At 63.6% G+C, this 15,849-nt stretch carries 12 protein-coding genes; 11 read left to right on the top strand and 1 reads right to left on the bottom strand.

The genetic code is table 11. From position 1 onward, the window contains the following. The 6 genes from J6497_RS41255 to J6497_RS18825 all read left to right on the top strand — a co-directional run. A partial coding sequence (locus J6497_RS41255; RefSeq protein ID WP_225705788.1) for a transposase occupies nt 1-154 on the top strand: 154 nt, incomplete at its 5' end. A 304-nt stretch (nt 155-458) separates the two neighbouring features. Continuing rightward, on the top strand, nt 459-1,685 hold the full coding sequence (locus tag J6497_RS18845; protein WP_225705783.1) for an ABC transporter substrate-binding protein: 1,227 nt from the start codon (nt 459-461) through the stop codon (nt 1,683-1,685). Between the two features lie 107 nt (nt 1,686-1,792). Next, nucleotides 1,793-4,516 carry a ligase-associated DNA damage response DEXH box helicase gene (locus tag J6497_RS18840; RefSeq protein ID WP_225705782.1) on the top strand — a complete coding sequence of 908 codons (2,724 nt, stop codon included), beginning with the start codon at nt 1,793-1,795 and terminating at the stop codon, nt 4,514-4,516. A gap of 155 nt (nt 4,517-4,671) precedes the next feature. Next, nucleotides 4,672-5,370, top strand: a complete 699-nt coding sequence (pdeM, locus tag J6497_RS18835) for a ligase-associated DNA damage response endonuclease PdeM (RefSeq protein ID WP_225705781.1) — start codon at nt 4,672-4,674, stop codon at nt 5,368-5,370. A 960-nt stretch (nt 5,371-6,330) separates the two neighbouring features. Continuing rightward, on the top strand, nt 6,331-7,692 hold the full coding sequence (locus tag J6497_RS18830; protein WP_225705780.1) for a class-II fumarase/aspartase family protein: 1,362 nt from the start codon (nt 6,331-6,333) through the stop codon (nt 7,690-7,692). A 54-nt stretch (nt 7,693-7,746) separates the two neighbouring features. After that, nucleotides 7,747-9,003, top strand: a complete 1,257-nt coding sequence (locus J6497_RS18825; protein WP_225705779.1) for an aminopeptidase — start codon at nt 7,747-7,749, stop codon at nt 9,001-9,003. Between the two features lie 12 nt (nt 9,004-9,015). Here the strand turns inward: J6497_RS18825 and J6497_RS18820 are convergent, their stop codons facing one another. Further along, nucleotides 9,016-9,825 carry an MBL fold metallo-hydrolase gene (locus J6497_RS18820; protein WP_225705778.1) on the bottom strand — a complete coding sequence of 270 codons (810 nt, stop codon included), beginning with the start codon at nt 9,823-9,825 and terminating at the stop codon, nt 9,016-9,018. A 313-nt stretch (nt 9,826-10,138) separates the two neighbouring features. Between J6497_RS18820 and J6497_RS18815 the strand changes: the two genes are divergently transcribed. From J6497_RS18815 to J6497_RS18795, 5 genes are all read left to right on the top strand, one after another. Then, entirely contained in the window at nt 10,139-11,014 is an 876-nt protein-coding gene (locus J6497_RS18815; RefSeq protein ID WP_225705777.1) for a branched-chain amino acid ABC transporter permease, read from the top strand. 5 nt (nt 11,015-11,019) lie between these two features. Further along, entirely contained in the window at nt 11,020-12,171 is a 1,152-nt protein-coding gene (locus J6497_RS18810) for a branched-chain amino acid ABC transporter permease (RefSeq protein ID WP_225705776.1), read from the top strand. Then, a complete protein-coding gene (locus tag J6497_RS18805; RefSeq protein WP_225705775.1) occupies nt 12,168-12,926 on the top strand; it encodes an ABC transporter ATP-binding protein in 759 nt (252 codons plus the stop codon). The genes J6497_RS18810 and J6497_RS18805 overlap by 4 nt, the downstream gene beginning before the upstream one ends. Nucleotides 12,927-12,930: 4 nt before the next feature. Further along, nucleotides 12,931-13,719 carry an ABC transporter ATP-binding protein gene (locus J6497_RS18800; RefSeq protein ID WP_225705774.1) on the top strand — a complete coding sequence of 263 codons (789 nt, stop codon included), beginning with the start codon at nt 12,931-12,933 and terminating at the stop codon, nt 13,717-13,719. An 86-nt stretch (nt 13,720-13,805) separates the two neighbouring features. Further along, entirely contained in the window at nt 13,806-15,644 is a 1,839-nt protein-coding gene (locus J6497_RS18795) for an AMP-dependent synthetase/ligase (RefSeq protein WP_225705773.1), read from the top strand. Nucleotides 15,645-15,849 lie beyond the last annotated feature (205 nt).

The raw sequence follows: 15,849 nt of genomic DNA, 5'->3' as shown, positions 1-15,849 counted from the left end.
CGAGCAGGTCTTCGCACGTCTCAAGGGCGTCTACCGCTGGGCGCGCGCCCGCTATCTGGGCCTGAGACGCAACCAGACGCATCTGCGTCTTATCTGCCTCGCCATGAACCTCAAACGATGGGCGGTGCTGCAGCCCGTGGGAGCTGCGGCGTGACCGCCACCGCCCGCTGCCATCGGACGGCCCTGAAAACGCGGCCGTCAACCCTCGCGTACCGCCTGAGGCAGCGCAAAAAAATGCCTGACATCGGCTGCCACTCCCGCTCAGCCAATTAAGCAAAGCTCTCGCTTGCGGGAGAGGGCGTGCAGTCGCCGTCGCCAGCAAAACTTGAGTCTAGGCGCTACCATTTCCGCCGCGTGGAACTGCTCCAAGCGGCATTGCGTCGCAAAGCGACAAGTTCGGTATTGCCGTGCAAAGTGGAATGTTGCTCATTGTTGCGGTCTAGGGAGAGACAACAACAATGAAAAAGCAAACCAGGCGCGAATTCTGCGCCACCGCCATCAGTGCATTCGCCGCGTCCGCTTTGCCGGCGCCTTACGTCTGGGCCGCCGAGAAGAAATATGATCCGGGCGCGAGCGACACCGAGATCAAGCTCGGCCAGACCGTGCCGCATTCCGGCCCCGGCTCGCTCTACGGCGTGCTCGGGCGCGTCGGCGAAGCCTATTTCCAGATGCTGAACGAGAAGGGCGGCATCAACAGGCGCAAGGTGAAATTCTTCACCATGGACGACGCCTACAGCGCGCCGAAATGCGTCGAGGCGACGCGGCGCCTGGTGGAGCAGGAGGAAGTTCTGGCGCTCTATGGTTCGCTCGGCACCGCGCCGCAGACTGCCGTGCATAAATATCTCAATTCCAAGGGCGTGCCGCAATTGCTGCTGAACACCGGCGCATCGAAATGGAATGACCCGAAGAATTTCAAATGGACCATGGCGGGCCTGCCGCTCTATCCGACCGAAGCGCGCATCCTGGCCAAGCACGTCGTCAGCGTGAAGCCGAATGCCAAGGTCGGCATCCTCTATCAGAACGACGATTTCGGCCGCGACTTCCTGGGGCCTTTCAAGAAGGTGCTGGCGGATGCCGGCGCCAAGGCGCAGGTGATCATGGAGCAGACCTACGATCTCACCGATCCGACCGTCGATTCCCAGCTCATCAATCTCTCGAAATCGGGCGCCGATGTCTTCTACAACATCACCACCGGCAAGGCGACGTCGCAGTCGATCCGCAAAGTCGCCGAGCTCGGCTGGAAGCCGCTGCATCTGTTGTCGGCAGGCTCGACCGGCCGCTCGATCCTGAACGCCGCAGGCCTTGAGAACGCAACCGGCATCGTCGCGATCCGCTACGCCAAGGAAGTCGGCGTGCCCCGCTTCGAGAAGGATCCAGACGTGCTGGCCTTCGAGGAATTGCGCAAGAAATATCTGCCCAATGTCGATCCCGACAACACCATCGCGTTCGCCGGCTACGGCCAGGTCGCGAGCATGGCCGAAATCCTGCGCCGCTGCGGCGACGACCTCAGCCGCGCCAACGTGCTGAAGCACGCGACTACGCTGGCCGGCTTCCACTCGCCCTATTTCCTCGACGGCGTCAATTACAGCTACACGCCGGAGGATTACACGCCGATGAAGACGCTCTACATCTCGATCTTCAACGGCAAGGATTGGGACATCTCCGACAAGCCTATGACGGAGTAGGGCGGGGGCGGGTGCCGCTGCCTCATCTTCCTCTCCCCGCGAAGAGCGGGGCGAGGTGAGGAGAGCGCCCCTCGACGAAGCGCCCCCGAGGGCATAGCTGTAATGCCGTGCCGCCGCTCGCCCAGCCCGCGGCCTCGACCGAGGCCGAATCCCTCCTCCCCGTCCGCTTCCAGAAATGGTTCGCGGCCCGCGGCTGGTCGCCACGCGAGCATCAGCTCGCGCTATTGGCGAAGGCGCGCGAGAATCGCTCGGCATTGCTGATTGCGCCAACCGGCGCCGGCAAGACGCTGGCGGGATTTCTGCCGACGCTCGTGGAACTGAGTGCGGCGGCTGCTCACCTCCTCCTGAAAGGGGGAGGTCGGCGCGCGCCTGAGCGCGACGGGTGGGGGTCAGCCACGGGCACGGAGCAAGCGGCGGACCCCCATCCCGACCTTCCCCCTTTCAGGGGGAAGGAGAACAGCGAACCCGCAAGCGGAGAGGTCAAGTCGCGCACCGCCCGTGCCAACCTCATCTCCACCGGCCGCAGCGTTCGTCGCACCGGCGGCCTCCACACGCTCTACATCTCCCCGCTGAAGGCGCTCGCGGTCGACATCGCGCGCAATCTGGAAACGCCCATCGCCGAGATGGGCCTGCCGATCAAGATCGAGACCCGCACCGGCGACACGCCGGTGTCGCGGCGCCAGCGGCAGCGGCGCTATCCGCCTGATATCCTGCTCACCACGCCCGAGCAGCTCGCGCTGCTGCTGTCATCCGATGACGCGCCATTCCTGTTCTCCTCCCTGAAGCGCATCGTGCTCGATGAATTGCACGCGCTGGTGACCTCGAAGCGCGGCGACCTCTTATCGCTCGGGCTGGCGCGGCTGTGGCGGCTGGCGCCCGAGATGCGGGCGATCGGCCTGTCGGCGACGGTCGCCGAGCCGGAGCAGCTCGCGCGTTTCCTGGTGCCGCAACGTCCGGACAGGCAAGACGCCGCCGATGTCGTCATCGCCGGCGGCGCGGCGCCGCCGATCGTCGAGATGCTCGATACGCGCGAGCGCCTGCCCTGGGCCGGCCACACCGCGCGCCATGCGCTCGGTGAAATCTATGAACTGATCCGGCAGAACAAGACCACGCTGGTTTTCGTCAACACGCGCAGCCAGGCCGAGATGCTGTTCCAGGATCTCTGGCGCATGAACGATGACGGGCTCGCAATCGCGCTGCATCATGGCTCGCTCGATGTCGCGCAGCGCCGCAAGGTCGAGGATGCGATGGCGGCGGGAAGACTGCGCGGCGTGGTCTGCACCTCCTCGCTTGACCTCGGCGTCGACTGGGGCGATGTCGATCTCGTCATCAATATCGGTGCGCCCAAGGGTTCGTCGCGACTGATGCAGCGGATCGGCCGCGCCAATCACCGTTTCGACGAAGCCTCGCGTGCCGTGCTGGTGCCGGCGAATCGTTTCGAGGTTTTGGAATGCCGCGTCGCGATCGATGCGATCGCAGAGAATGCGCAGGATACGCCGCCTCTTCGATCGGGCGCGCTCGACGTGCTGGCGCAGCATGTGCTCGGCTGCGCCTGCGGCGAGCCGTTCCTGTCCGATGAACTATATCAGGAGGTGCTGACGTCGGCGCCTTACGCCGCGCTCACGCGCGCCGATTTCGACGACATCGTCGATTTCGTCGCGACCGGCGGTTATGCGCTGAAGACCTATGAGCGCTTTGCGCGCATCAAGCAGGACAAGCAGGGTCGCTGGCGCGTCGCCAATCCCCGCGTGCGGCAGAGCTACCGTCTCAACGTCGGCACCATCGTCGAGGAAACCATGCTGAAGGTACGGCTGGTGCGCTCGCGCGCCGGCGGCACCGGCTCGACCGGCGCGGTCGCACGCGGCGGCAAGATGCTTGGCGAGATCGAGGAAGTCTTCATCGAAGGCCTCGTGCCCGGCGACACCTTCGTGTTCAGCGGCGAGGTGGTGCGCTATGAGGCGCTGGTCGAGGACCAGGTCTACGTCTCCCGCGCCAACGACAAGGACGCCAAGGTGCCGTCCTACATGGGCGGCAAATTCCCGCTTTCCACCTATCTTGCCGAGCGCGTGCGTAAACTGCTCGATGATGGCCGGGCGTGGAATGCGCTGCCCGACCAGGTCCACGAATGGCTGTCGCTGCAGAAGGATTTTTCCCGTGTGCCCGCGGTGCGCGAGCTTCTTGTCGAAACCTTTCCACGCGGCAACAAGCATTACCTGGTCTGCTATCCCTTCGAGGGACGGCTGGCGCACCAGACGCTCGGCATGCTCCTGACGCGGCGGATGGAGCGCGCCCGCACCCGGCCGCTCGGTTTCATGGCCAATGAATATGCGCTCGCGATCTGGGGATTAGGCGACCTCTCTTATCTGATCCGGCAAGGCCACCTCGATCTCAACGCGTTGTTCGATCCTGACATGCTCGGCGATGATCTCGAAGCGTGGCTCGCCGAATCGGCGCTGATGAAGCGCACCTTCCGCAATTGCGCCATCATCTCAGGGTTAATCGCGCGTCGCCATACCGGCGAGGAGAAATCGCGGCGCCAAGTGCTGTTCTCGACCGATCTCGTCTATGACGTGCTGCGCAAGCATCAGGCCGATCATGTCCTGTTGCGCGCGGCGCGTGCCGATGCCGCGACCGGCCTGCTCGATCTGCGCCGGCTCGGCGACATGCTCGCGCGCATCCAGGGACGAATCACACACCGGGAACTGGAGCATGTTTCGCCGCTCGCCGTCCCCGTGATGCTGGAAATCGGCCGCGAGTCGGTTTATGGCGAAGCATCCGACGAGCTATTGGCGGAAGCCGCCGATGAACTCGTCAAAGAGGCGATGTCGTGAGGCATCGTAGCAAAGAAAATGAATCCGCAGAGCTTCGATCTCTCCACATCGTCATGCCCGGGCAAAAGCGCGAAGCGCGTCTTCACGCAGGTGTCCCGGGCATCCACGTTCTTCTTGGTGTGGCAAGAACGTGGATTGGCGGGACGAGCCCGCCCATGACGGAGAACGTTGCGCCTTCCGCCGATCCCCCAAGTACTTTCGAGGTCGCTGGCGTACCATTCGTCGCCGATCTCTCCGGCGCCTTGTTCTGGGAAGAGCAGCGCCTGCTCGTCGTCTCCGACCTGCACCTGGAGAAAGGTTCGAGCTTCGCCACGCGTGGCGTGTTGCTGCCGCCCTACGATACCGCCGCGACCCTGGGCCGGCTCGCCGCCGTGGTCGCGCGGCATGATCCGCGCATGGTGATCGCGCTCGGCGACAGTTTTCACGACCGGCGCGCGCATGAGCGGCTCGGCGCGCAGGATCGCGACGCCATCACCGCGCTGCAGGCGCGGCGCGACTGGGTCTGGATCTCGGGCAACCACGACCCGGCCCTGCCGTCCGATCTCGGCGGCATGGTCGCCACCGAAGTCGCGATCGGCCGGATCAGATTCCGCCATGAGCCGACCGGCGCCATCGGCGAGATCGCCGGCCATCTTCATCCCAAGGCCCGCGTCTCAACGCGCGGCCGCGCGGTCGAGCGTCGCTGCTTCGCCAGCGACGGCGAACGCGCCGTGATGCCGGCCTTCGGCGCCTACGCCGGCGGCCTCAGCATCCGCGACGTCGCCTTCGCAAAACTCTTCGGCACGCCAGCCTTCACCGCCCACCTCCTCGGCGACACCAAGCTGCACACCATCGCCGCTTCGCGCTGCTACTGACTGCCGCCACAAGCCACCTTCATCCCGAGGAGCCGCGTAAGCGGCGTCTCGAGGGATGGGCCACGGGCGTCTCACTCTCGTCATTCCGGGGGCGATGCGAAGCATCGGGCCCGGAATCCATTTCTCCGCCAGCGCAAGTGGCGCAATGGATTCCGGGCTCGCGACTTCGTCGCGCCCCGGAATGACGGCGGAGAAAAATTCGCGAGCGATTTCAATGTGATTTGCCCTGTCCACTCCTTCCGCAAAAAACATTCCGCTTTCGCCGTCGGGCAAATCAGCACTATGACTCCGCGCGTCTCAGCGCGAATGAGGGGCGGGTCGCGGTCGTCACGAACGTTGCGGTGAGATGCGGTGGACGCGATGGGTGTGACTGACGAGCACGCGCATGGCGGACGGCGAAGTCGTGTGGTTCTGGCGCCCCGACGCTGGCGCTAAGTTCGCGAGCAGCAAGAGCTGCCGCGGGCGACGGTGGCAAGAAAGCCCGGTCACCGGGGAGAGCACGAAGTAAGCCGTAAACCACTGCGCAGGGAAAGCCGGTGTTGCTCCGGTTGACCTGTGGTCCTACCCCCGTGCTTTTTGTTGCACGGGGCCCACGGGTGCGACCGGCACCCGGCTTTCCCTGCGCCCTCTGCTATCGAGGAGGGCGAACGAGACGCAAACCTCGGGCACATCATGCCGCGAGAATATAGACTCACATCCCCTCCGCTGTTTGAAATCTGAATCATAAGCCGTGGCGACGCCGTAGGGTGGGCAAGGCGACTTGTCCGCCGTAGCTCGCAGAGCGAAGGTGGAAGCGTGCCCACCATCGCGAACGCGGTGCTGGATGGTGGGCACGGCGCTAGCGCGCCTTTGCCCACCCTGCGAAATCCGGCCTTGCGCTTGCGTCCTAACTACGCCCCCAATATTGCGCTACGCTGCCCGCGCCAACCACAGCACAAAGCGAAAAGCGAAACGCCCGCCATGCCTGTCTTTCCCGCTGCGACCACCGTCCTCGACTCCGTCCTGTTCCGCGATGCCTTCAGCACGTCGGCGATGCGCGAGGTATTTTCCGATCTGCGCCTGATCGCGCGCTATGCCGAGGTCGAGGTTGCCCTGGCAAGAGCCGAGGCGCGTTGCGGCGTCATCCTGCGGCAGGCTGCGGACGAGATCGCCAAGCGTGTCGATGTCTCGGCGCTCGATTTCGACCTGTTGCGGCAGGAGACCGACATCGTCGGCTATCCGATTCTGCCGCTGGTGCATCAGCTCGCAAAGCAATGTGGCGAAGCCGGCCGTTACGTGCATTGGGGCGCGACCACGCAGGACATCATGGATACCGCCGTGGTCCTGCAATTGCGCGACGGCTTGAAAATCATCGAAGACGACATCGCGGCCCTGCGCGGCATCCTCGCCGATCTCTCCCGCCGTCACCGCGATACGGCGATGGCGGGCCGCACCCATCTGCAGCAGGCGCTTCCCGTAACCTTCGGCTACAAGGCGGCGATCTGGCTTGCAGCCTTCGACCGCCATGCCGAACGGCTGGCGCAGCTCAAGCCGCGGGTGCTGGTCGGCCAGTTCGCCGGCGCCGCCGGCACGCTCGCCTCCCTTGGCGACAAGGGATTCGCGGTGCAGCGGGCGCTGTGCGAGGAACTCGGCCTCGGCGTTCCCGTTGCCACCTGGCATGTCGCGCGCGACGGGTTTGCGGAAGCCGTGAACTTCCTGGCGCTCGTCACCGGTTCCCTCGGCAAGATCGCGCTCGACATCATGATCATGGCCTCGACCGAATTCGCCGAAGTCTACGAGCCTTTCGTGAAGGGGCGCGGCGCTTCCTCGACCATGCCGCAGAAGCGCAACCCGATTTCCTCGGAACTGATGCTGGCCGCGGCGAAGGCGGTGCGTCAGCATGCCGGCTTGATGCTGGATGCGATGGTGCAGGACTTCGAGCGTGCCACTGGCCCCTGGCATGCCGAATGGATGGCGATCCCCGAAAGTTTCGTGCTGGCCGCAGGCAGCCTGCACCAGGCCAAATTCGCGCTCGGCGGACTGATTGTCGACGAGAAGAAAATGGCCGACAATCTCAACATCAGCCGCGGGCTCATCGTCGCGGAAGCCGTGATGATGGGGCTCGCGCCCGAAATCGGCCGGCAGGAAGCGCATGACGTCGTCTATGATGCCTGCCGCGTCGCCAGCGAAAAGAATATGACGCTCGCGGATGCGCTCTCGGCCGACCTAAGGGTCTCAAACCGCATCGATCGGGGAACGATCGAGCGGCTGACATCACCGAAAAATTATCTCGGGCTTGCACCGGAGATGGTGGACCGGGTGCTGTCCTCGGTGAAACGTTGAAGGGCCGGTACCGTTCGCCTATCTCTGCTGCAGCGACCTAATCAAGGATCCAGCATGACCGCAACCCAACGCAATCTTTCCGCCGTGATCGATCCCGCAAAACTCGACCGCCTCGCCGAAGTCGCCATCAAGGTCGGGCTCGGATTGCAGCCGGGACAGGATCTGCTCCTGACCGCGCCGTCGTCGGCGCTGCCGCTGGTGCGGCGGCTGGCGGTACACGCCTACAAGGCCGGCGCCGGCCTGGTCACGCCGATCCTGTCGGATGAAGAGGTTACGCTGGCGCGATATCGTTATGGCCACAGCGATTGCTTCGATCGCGCGGCGAACTGGCTCTATGAGGGCATGGCGAAGGCATTCTCCGCCAACACCGCGCGGCTGGCGGTGGTCGGCGACAATCCGATGCTGCTGTCGGGCGAGGACCCGACCAAGGTTGCGCGCGCCAGCAAGGCCAATTCGGTCGCCTACCAGCCGGCGCTGGAGAAGATCGTCAATTTCGAGGTCAACTGGAACATCATCGCCTATCCCAGCGCATCCTGGGCCAAGCAGGTTTTTCCTGACGATCCCCTGGAGACCGCGGTGGCAAAGCTCGCGGATGCGATCTTTGCGGCGTCCCGCGTCGACCAGGATGGCGCAGTGGCTGCCTGGGAGACGCACAATGCGGTGCTGCGCGAGCGGACCCAATGGCTGAACGCCCAGCGCTTCCACGCGCTGCATTACACCGGTCCCGGCACCGATCTCACGATCGGGCTCGCCGACGGCCATGAATGGGAAGGCGGCGCCTCGGTCGCCAGGAACGGCATCACCTGCAACGCCAACATCCCGACGGAAGAGGTCTTCACCACCCCGCATTGCCGCCGCGTCAGCGGCCATGTCGTGAGCTCGAAGCCGCTGTCCTACCAGGGCACCCTGATCGACAATATCCAGGTCAGGTTCGAGGAAGGGCGGATCATTGACGCCAAGGCCTCGTGCGGCGAGGAGGTGCTGAGGAAGGTGCTCGATACCGACGAGGGCGCGCGCCGCCTCGGCGAGGTCGCGCTGGTGCCGCACTCCTCGCCGATCTCGAAGAGCGGATTGTTGTTCTTCAACACCCTGTTCGACGAGAACGCCGCCTCCCACATCGCGCTCGGCCAGTGCTATTCGAAATGCTTCATCGATGGTGACAAGCTGACGCCGCAGCAGATTGCGGCCCAAGGCGGCAACCAGAGCCTGATCCATATCGACTGGATGATCGGCTCCGATCAGACCGATATCGATGGCGTCAGGACCGACGGCAGCCGCGTGCCCGTCTTCCGCAAGGGCGAGTGGGCGTAAGCGAGGTGCTCCCTAGACACCGTCGAGGATGATCACGGTCGGCGTCGATGGCAGCGTATCGCGCGAAATCCGCAGCGTTCGCTCGCTGCGCTGGTCGATCTCGAACTGTTGGCCGATCATGCGCATGAACTCGTCGAGCGGTGTGGCGAAGCGGTGCATCGGCAACACCACGGCGGCGCGCAGGCGCTTGGTGATTTCGGAGACGCCGTCAAGCGACATGGTGTAGGTGCCGTCGATCGGCACCATCACGATGTCGAGCCGGCCGATCGCCGCAAAATGGCTCTCGTCGAGCTTGTGGTGCAAATGGCCGAGATGGCCGATGCAGAGGCCGGCGACCTCGAAGATGAAGATCGAGTTGCCGTCCTTGATCATGTCGGTGCCGGAATCGTCGCCATAGTAGCGGCGGATGTCGGTGGTGACATTGCGGATGAAGACATCGCCGATCCGCGTCGCGTAATGCGCGGCCTGTCCGTTCTCGCCCCAGCCATGCAGCACGTGCGGAATCTTCGGGTCGGGAAACAGCGTGTAGTGCGTGCCGTGCGCCCGGTTCATGGTGACGACATCGGGCAGGCGTCCGGTGCGGTAGACGCCATTGTAATCGGTCGCGATCCGGATGCCGCCGGGGGTGTCGATGTAATAGGTGGAGTGCCCGGCATAGGTGATCGCGACTTCGTCGGCCTTGGCGATCCGGCGCAGGCTGACCGGCGCGGCGTGCGGCGGTGCGTTGGCCATCGCCAGGCATTCGCTGCGCTGCGTCTCCTGGGCATGGGCTGCGATGCTGAGGCCGAGCAGGGCGAAGGCGGCGAGGATCGATCGCAACATGGGCAAGGTCCGTCAGCGGTGACGTCCTTGCTACTCTATCGTCGAATCGGGCAGCCGTCATGCTGCAGATCTGGGCCGAAAAGCGTTTCGGCGCGGCTGCAAATCGCCGGCAATGCCGGAGAATGGCGGGCTGCGGCATTTCTGCGCAATTATGCCAAGCGGCGGGCGCAGCGCTTTGTTGACTTTGGTTCCCGCTTTGCGCTCAAATCGCCGCCGGACATAGGCAGCTTCCAGCGCTCCCAAGAAGAGGAGGGCGGAAGCGGGATGCAACGAGCGATCGCCAAGAATCGCCGTGCATCGGGGAGGGAAAGTGATGCTGGACTTTGTTCAGCAGCTCGTCAGCGGCATTGCGCTTGGCTGCGTTTACGGCCTGATCGCGCTCGGCTTCGTGCTTGTTTACAAGGCAACCGAAGTCGTCAATTTTGCCCAGGGCGATCTGATGATGCTGGGTGGCTTCTTCGCCTTCACCTTCATCGGCATGCTCGGCCTCAATTACTGGCTCGGCTTTGCCGGCGCGGTGGCGGCAATGGCGCTGTTCGGCATGCTGGCGGAGCGGGTGGTGGTGCGGCCGATCCTCGGTTATCCGCAGTTCTCCATCATTATGGCGACCATCGGCCTCGGTTATTTCCTGCGCTCGGTCGCCGGCATCATCTGGGGCACCGACGATTTCAAGATCGAGACCCCGTTCAGCCAGGGCGTCCTGCGCATCGGCGGCCTCGTGCTCGCCTACGACAAGCTGTCGGTGATCGCGGCGACCATCATCCTGTGCGCGCTGCTCTACCTGTTCTTCAACCGCACCACGCTCGGCACCGCAATGCGGGCGAGCTCGGAGAACATGCTGGCCGCCTATTACATGGGCATTCCGGTCAAGCGCGTGGTCTCGATCGTGTGGGCGATCTCGGCGGCGGTCGCGACCTGCGCCGGCGTGCTGCTGGCGCCGATCACTTTCATCCATTCAAATGTCGGACTGGTACTGGGATTGAAGGCGTTTCCGGCCGCCGTGCTCGGCGGCTTCGGATCAATTCCTGGCGCCGTGGTTGGCGGCGTGCTGATCGGGGTGATCGAGAGCATGGCAGGCTTCTACCTGCCGCAAGGGTGGAAGGACGTCGCACCCTATATCGTGCTGCTCGCGGTGCTGCTGCTGAAGCCCGAAGGCCTGTTCGGCCTTCACGTGCGCAAGAAGGTTTGAGCAGCATGCGATTCCTGTTCAAGACCGACTACGAAGACGACATCAAGCTGTTCCCGCATTCGGGTTACGTCTTCTCCTATGGCCTGTTGCTGGCAGTGCTCCTGATCGCGCCTTACGTGCTCTCGAGCTATCTGATGAGCCAACTCGTCTTCGTCTGCATCTACGCCATCGTCGGCGTCGGGCTATTGATCCTCACGGGCTTTACCGGACAAGCCTCGTTAGGCCATGCGGCGTTTCTCGCGATTGGTGCCTATACCGCCGCCTATCTGCAGCAGTTCAACGTGCCCTTTCCGGTCTACTTCCTTACGGCGGGTCTGTTGACCGGCGTGGTCGGCGCGCTCGTCGGATTCCCGGCGCTTCGACTACAGGGCATCTATCTCGTCATCGCCACCATCTCCTTTGCCTTCATCGTCGAGGAGATCCTGGCGCGCTGGGAGAGCGTGACCCATGGCAATGAGGGCATGCGGGTCAAGACGCTCTATTTCCTCGGCACCGCGGTGCCGCGCGACGGGCCGACCTTCTATTATCTCTGCCTGGCGGTGCTGGTGCTGACCATCGTCGGATCGCTGAACTTGTTGCGCTCGCCGACAGGCCGCGCCTTCGTCGCGATCCGGGACAGCGAGACGGCGGCGCGCAGCATGGGCATCAACGTCTCGCTCTACAAGGTGAAATCGTTTGCGATCAGCGCCGCCATCACCGGCCTTGCCGGCGTGCTGTTCGCGCACAAGCTCTCCTTCATCAGCCCGGAAATGTTCACGCTCCAGCTCTCCATCGAGTTCATCATCGTGATCCTGATCGGTGGCGCGTTCAGCCTGCACGGCGCAGTGCTGGGGGCGATTTTCCTCGTCATGATCGATCCGTTCCTGACCTACCTGAAGGACGACATGCCCGGCGTGATCGCAGGCCTCGCCGCGACGCTTGGCGCCGGCACCGAGCGCGCCGCGCATATCCAGGACGCGGTCGCGGCGTTTGCTTCCGCCAATGGGCTGAAGGGCGCGATCTACGGCATTATCATCGTGCTGTTCGTGCTGTTCGAGCCGCTCGGGCTTTACGGCCGCTGGCTGAAGATAAAGCTCTTCTTCCAGGTGTTCCCGCTCTACAAGCGCGCCACGTTCAAGCGGCAGAAGATCTATGTGAAGTCGGAGCGGAACCGATGAGCTATTTCCGCGCCGAGAATCTCTCGCTTCACTTCGGTGGCCTCAAGGCGGTCGATGCCGTGAGCTTCGCGGTCGAGAAAGGCGAGATCCTCTCGATCATCGGGCCGAACGGCGCCGGAAAGAGCTCGATCTTCAACCTGATCTCGCGCATCTATCCGCCGACATCGGGAAGGATCTTCTTCGAGGAGCAGGACATCACCGAGCAGCCGGCCTATGACATCGCCAAGCTCGGCATTGCCCGCACCTTTCAGAACATCGAGCTGTTCGAGAATGCGACGGTGCTTTCCAATCTGCTGGTCGGCCGTCATCGCCACTCCACCACGCAGCTCTGGCAGGAATTGTTGTTCCTGCCGAGCGTGCGCGCGACCGAAAAGGTGCATCGCCGCCGCGTCGAGCAAGTGATCGAGTTTCTCGATCTCGAACCTTACCGCGACAAGCTCATCTCGGGCCTTCCCTATGGCGTGCGCAAGGTGATCGAACTGGCTCGGGCACTGTGCTCGGAGCCGAAACTGATCTTGCTGGATGAGCCGTCGTCGGGGCTGAATGTGGAAGAAACCGACGACATGTCGTTCTGGATCCGTGACATGAGATCCGACCTCGGCATCACCGTCCTGATGGTCGAGCACGACATGACGCTGGTGAACCGCGTCTCCGACCGCGTCATCGCGCTGAACTACGGCAGGGTGCTGGCGATGGGCTCGCCTGCGGAAGTGCAGCAGCATCCCGACGTCGTCGCAGCCTATCTCGGAGCGTGAGGCCATGATTGCCACCGGCACGCCCGAGACCATCCTGAAGCTAAGCAATATCGAGAGCTATTACGGGCCGATCATGGCCATCCGCGGCATCAGCCTGGAAGTGCCGCGCGGCAGGATCGTCACGCTGCTGGGAGCCAACGGCGCCGGCAAGACCACCGTGCTGAAGACGATTTCCGGCATCCTCGATCCGCAGAAGGGCTCGATCGAATTTTTGGGCAAGCCGATCCAGCGCATGGAGGCGGACAAGATCGTGCGGCTTGGTTTGAGCCATGTGCCGGAAGGGCGGGAGGTGTTTCCGTTCCTATCGGTGCGCGAAAACCTGATGATGGGCGCCTATCCCCGCCGCGACCGCGACGGCGTCGCCGAGGATCTTGACCGCGTCTACGGCTATTTTCCGCGGCTGAAGGAGAGGATCGACCAGCCGGCCGGTCAGCTTTCCGGCGGCGAGCAGCAGATGCTCGCGATCGGGCGGGCATTGATGAACCGGCCGACGCTGCTCCTGCTGGACGAGCCATCGCTCGGGCTGTCGCCGATCCTGGTGAAGGAGATCTTCACCATCATCCGCCGGGTCAATGAAGAGCAGGGCATGTCGATCCTCCTGGTCGAACAGAACGCCAAGGTCGCGCTGGAGACGGCGCATTATGGCTACGTGCTGGAGATCGGCCGCATCGTGATGAACGACACCTGCGAGCGGCTGATGCATTCACAGGATATCCAGGAGTTCTATCTCGGCGCCAAGGAGGCGGGTGCGCGGGGGGAGCGACGCTGGAAAAAGAAGAAAACATGGCGTTGAGAGGGACTTGGCGGTAGATTGAAGGCCTGTCGCGGCAAGATCGGCACAAAAAGCCGGCGGTCGCGACGGGAGAGGAGGGAACGGGCATGGCCGGAGCGGCGGTGCTGACGGTGGCCGACACGATCGCGAGGAGTTTTCTGCTGGCGGTGGAGACGCGTGGCGACAGGCCCGCGATCCGCGAGAAGAAGTTCGGCATCTGGCAGCCGACGAGCTGGCGCGAGTGGCTGCAGATCTCCAGGGACATCGCCTATGGCTTGCATGCCATCGGCTTCCGCCCGGGCGATGTCGCTTCCATCATCGCCAACGCGGTGCCGGATTGGGTCTACGCCGATATGGGCATTCTCTGCGCCGGCGGCGTCTCGTCCGGCATCTATCCGACGGACTCCGCGGTCCAGGTCGAATACCTAATCAACGACTCCCGCACCCGCGTGGTCTTCGCGGAAGACGAGGAGCAACTCGACAAACTGCTCGCCTGCCGCTCGCGCTGCCAGACACTGGAGCGGATCATTGTCTTCGACATGGAGGGCCTGAGCGGCTTCTCCGATCCCATGGTGATGTCGCTTGCCGAATTCACTGCGCTGGGCCGCAATCATGCGCAGGGCAGAGAGGCGCTGTGGGACGAGATGATCGGAAGCAGGACCAGCGGCGATCTTGCGATCCTCGTCTATACCTCGGGCACCACAGGCCCGCCGAAGGGCGCGATGCATGCCAACCGCAGCGTGACGCACCAGATGCGCCACGCCAACGACCTGTTCCCGTCGACCGACCAGGAGGAGCGGCTGGTGTTCCTGCCGCTCTGCCATGTCGCCGAGCGCGTCGGCGGCTATTACATCTCGGTCGCGCTGGGATCGGTGATGAATTTCGCCGAAAGTCCGGAGACCGTGCCGGACAATCTGCGCGAAGTGCAGCCGACCGCTTTCCTCGCCGTGCCCAGGGTATGGGAAAAATTCTACTCCGGCATCATGATCGCACTGAAGGACGCGACCCCGCTCCAGAACTGGGTCTACCGGCGCGCGATGGCGATCGGCTATCGCATGACCGACTGCCGGCTGGAAGGCGAGCAACCGCCGCTGCCGCTGCGCTTTGCCAACCAACTCGCCTATTGGCTGGTGTTCCGCAACATCCGCCGCATGCTCGGGCTCGACCGCTGCCGGATCGCGTTCACCGGCGCGGCGCCGATCGCGCCCGACCTGATCCGCTGGTATCTCGCCCTCGGCATCGACATGCGCGAGGTCTATGGCCAGACCGAAAATTGCGGCGTCGCCACCATCATGCCGACCGAACGCATCAAGCTCGGCTCGGTCGGCAAGGCCGCGCCCTGGGGCGAGGTGATGATCTGCCCGAGGGGCGAGATCCTGATCCGCGGCGACTTCCTGTTCATGGGCTATCTGAACCAGCCCGAGAAGACGGCCGAGACCATCGACGCCAGGGGCTGGCTGCATACCGGCGATGTCGGCGCGATCGACAACGAGGGCTACGTGAAGATCACCGATCGGATGAAAGACATCATCATCACCTCCGGCGGCAAGAACATCACGCCATCGGAAATCGAGAACCAGCTTAAATTCTCGCCCTATGTTTCGGACGCGGTGGTGATTGGCGACAAGCGGCCTTACCTCACCTGCCTCGTGATGATCGACCAGGAGAATGTCGAGAAATACGCCCAGGACCACGACATCCCCTTCACCAATTACGCGAGCCTGTGCCGAGCGTCGGAGATCCAGGATCTGATCCACCGCGAGATCGAGGCCGTGAATGCCAATTTCGCCCGCGTCGAGACCATCAAGAAATTTTATCTGATCGAGCGCCAGCTCACGCCCGAGGACGAGGAATTGACGCCGACCATGAAGTTGAAGCGCAGTTTCGTGAACAAGCGCTACGCCGCCGAGATCGAGGCGATGTACAGCGAGCGCGCGGTCGCATAGCGACGGCTTATTACTCCCTCTGCCCGTTCTTACGGGGAGAGGGGTGAGGTGAGGGGCTCTCTGCGAATGCGGTGACAGGCGGAGACTCCCCCTCACCCGAAATTCAAGCTGCGCTTGAATTTCGACCTTTCGCCGCAGGCGGGGCGAGGTCAGGAAAAAGGCGAAGGAGCCAAAACAGGCCCCGGTCCTTCGTTCGATATGGGCC

Source organism: Bradyrhizobium cenepequi (assembly GCF_020329485.1).
In the GTDB taxonomy this organism is placed as follows: Bacteria; Pseudomonadota; Alphaproteobacteria; order Rhizobiales; family Xanthobacteraceae; genus Bradyrhizobium; species Bradyrhizobium cenepequi.
The sequence above is the reverse complement of the archived record's forward strand: the minus strand, read 5'-3'. Positions and strand labels throughout refer to the sequence as shown.

Excerpts from the sequence above, each read along its gene's own strand:
- J6497_RS18845 (WP_225705783.1), top strand. The coding sequence starts at position 459 with ATGAAAAAGCAAACCAGGCGCGAATTCTGCGCCACCGCCATCAGTGCA.
- pdeM (WP_225705781.1), top strand. The coding sequence starts at position 4,672 with ATGACGGAGAACGTTGCGCCTTCCGCCGATCCCCCAAGTACTTTCGAG.
- J6497_RS18830 (WP_225705780.1), top strand. The coding sequence starts at position 6,331 with ATGCCTGTCTTTCCCGCTGCGACCACCGTCCTCGACTCCGTCCTGTTC.
- J6497_RS18825 (WP_225705779.1), top strand. The coding sequence starts at position 7,747 with ATGACCGCAACCCAACGCAATCTTTCCGCCGTGATCGATCCCGCAAAA.
- J6497_RS18820 (WP_225705778.1), bottom strand. The coding sequence starts at position 9,825 with ATGTTGCGATCGATCCTCGCCGCCTTCGCCCTGCTCGGCCTCAGCATC.
- J6497_RS18815 (WP_225705777.1), top strand. The coding sequence starts at position 10,139 with ATGCTGGACTTTGTTCAGCAGCTCGTCAGCGGCATTGCGCTTGGCTGC.
- J6497_RS18810 (WP_225705776.1), top strand. The coding sequence starts at position 11,020 with ATGCGATTCCTGTTCAAGACCGACTACGAAGACGACATCAAGCTGTTC.
- J6497_RS18805 (WP_225705775.1), top strand. The coding sequence starts at position 12,168 with ATGAGCTATTTCCGCGCCGAGAATCTCTCGCTTCACTTCGGTGGCCTC.
- J6497_RS18800 (WP_225705774.1), top strand. The coding sequence starts at position 12,931 with ATGATTGCCACCGGCACGCCCGAGACCATCCTGAAGCTAAGCAATATC.
- J6497_RS18795 (WP_225705773.1), top strand. The coding sequence starts at position 13,806 with ATGGCCGGAGCGGCGGTGCTGACGGTGGCCGACACGATCGCGAGGAGT.